Here is a 2,105-nt window from a genome sequence, read left to right on the forward strand (position 1 = left end):
TTGTACATAATGAATAGAGAGGAAATCCCGGTGGGCAATCCTGTCCTTCACCGGGTCATCTAAGATTGGAATAGTTAGGACAAAACGAAGGCCGGGTATTCTTACCCGGCCCGGTTATTATATCTTTGCTGGTATGCTTATTTTCCCACTGCTACAGCGCCTTCTACGAGTACGGTAGCCTTGTTGCGCAACACTTCCACGAATCCGCCGCTGATGGTAAAAAACTCGGTGTGAGCTTTATCTTTCAGCACTTTCATTTTACCATTTCCGAGGGCTGCAATTAATGGCGCATGTTTATCCAGTATTTCAAAAGAACCGTCAATGCCCGGCAGTTGTACTCCGTACACTTCTCCGGCATATATTTTTCTTTCAGGTGTTAATACTTCTAATAGCATGTTATGATCGTAAATGGTGAAGGGTAATGATCCCGGTGGTGCCGGGATCATTGACTTAATTAGTTATTCGCTGCTTCCAGTAATTTCTTACCTTTTTCAATAGCTGCTTCGATGTTACCTACCAGGTTGAAAGCTGCTTCCGGATACTCATCTACTTCACCGTCCATGATCATGTTAAAGCCACGGATGGTTTCTTCGATCGGCACCAGTACGCCTTTCAGACCGGTGAACTGTTCTGCTACGTGGAAAGGCTGTGACAGGAAACGTTGTACACGGCGTGCACGGGATACTGTCAGCTTATCTTCGTCGCTCAGTTCATCCAAACCGAGGATGGCGATGATATCCTGGAGTTCTTTATAGCGTTGCAGGATCATTTTCACGCGCTGTGCACAGTTATAGTGAGCTTCACCCACGATAGCCGGAGACAGGATACGGGAGGTAGAGTCCAGCGGGCTCACAGCAGGGTAGATACCAAGATCGGAGATCTTACGATCCAATACGGTGGTAGCATCCAGGTGGGAGAAGGTTGTTGCCGGAGCCGGATCCGTTAAGTCATCCGCAGGTACGTAAACGGCCTGTACGGAAGTGATGGAGCCATTTTTAGTGGAGGTGATACGTTCCTGCATCAGACCCATTTCAGTAGCCAGTGTTGGCTGGTAACCCACCGCAGAAGGCATACGGCCTAACAGTGCGGATACTTCAGAACCGGCCTGTGTGAAACGGAAGATGTTGTCTACGAAGAAGAGGATATCTTTACCACCACCTGCAGAGCCATCTCCATCACGGAAATATTCTGCCAGTGTTAAACCGGACAGGGCTACACGCGCACGCGCTCCCGGTGGTTCGTTCATCTGACCAAACACAAACGTAGCCTGTGATTGTTTCAGTAATTCTTTATCTACAGCGGTAACATCCCAGTCGCCGTGTTCCATTGATTCTTTAAACTTATCACCGTATTTAACGATGTTTGCCTCGATCATTTCGCGCATCAGATCGTTCCCTTCACGTGTACGCTCACCTACACCGGCGAATACGGACAAACCTTCGTAACCTTTTGCGATGTTATTGATCAGTTCCTGGATCAATACTGTTTTACCCACACCGGCACCACCGAACAAACCGATCTTACCACCTTTTGCATAAGGTTCGATGAGGTCGATTACTTTGATACCTGTAAACAGTACTTCTGTTTCAGTAGCGAGATCTTCAAATTTAGGCGGTTCACGGTGAATGGGGTAACCGTTTGAAGCATCGATATCACCCAAACCGTCAATTGCTTCACCTACCACATTGAACAAACGTCCTTTAACCTGGTCGCCAACCGGCATTTTAATAGGCGCGCCTTTATCAACTACAGTCATGCCACGAACCATACCATCTGTGGAGTCCATTGCCACTGTGCGAACACTGTCTTCACCCAGGTGCTGTTGTACTTCCAATACTACCTTCTGACCATTTTCGCGGGTAATTTCCAATGCGCTGTAGATTTCGGGCAATTTGTCATCAAAGTGCACGTCCACCACGGGACCGATTATTTGTTTGATCTTACCTGTGTTAGGCATATTTTTAAAGAGGTTTATAAAAATACTAAAATGTAATAGTTCAAAAACGGCAGCAATTTATTTTATAGCGTACAGTTCCCAAATTTGCCGCAAAGGTAATAGTTAATGGATGAAAATCAAAACGCTAACGACGAAAAAAAACCTTTTC

At 46.2% G+C, this 2,105-nt stretch carries 2 protein-coding genes; both read right to left on the reverse strand.

Features of this window, described 5'->3' with window-relative positions:
• Positions 1 to 137: 137 nt before the first annotated feature.
• Positions 138 to 446, reverse strand: coding sequence for an ATP synthase F1 subunit epsilon (atpC, locus tag VN105_RS16020; protein ID WP_325642537.1), 309 nt, complete (start codon positions 444 to 446; stop codon positions 138 to 140).
• A gap of 8 nt (positions 447 to 454) precedes the next feature.
• Positions 455 to 1,957, reverse strand: a complete 1,503-nt coding sequence (atpD, locus tag VN105_RS16025) for a F0F1 ATP synthase subunit beta (protein ID WP_325642538.1) — start codon at positions 1,955 to 1,957, stop codon at positions 455 to 457.
• Positions 1,958 to 2,105 lie beyond the last annotated feature (148 nt).

This window comes from Chitinophaga sp., assembly GCF_035564935.1.
Lineage (GTDB): Bacteria > Bacteroidota > Bacteroidia > Chitinophagales > Chitinophagaceae > Chitinophaga.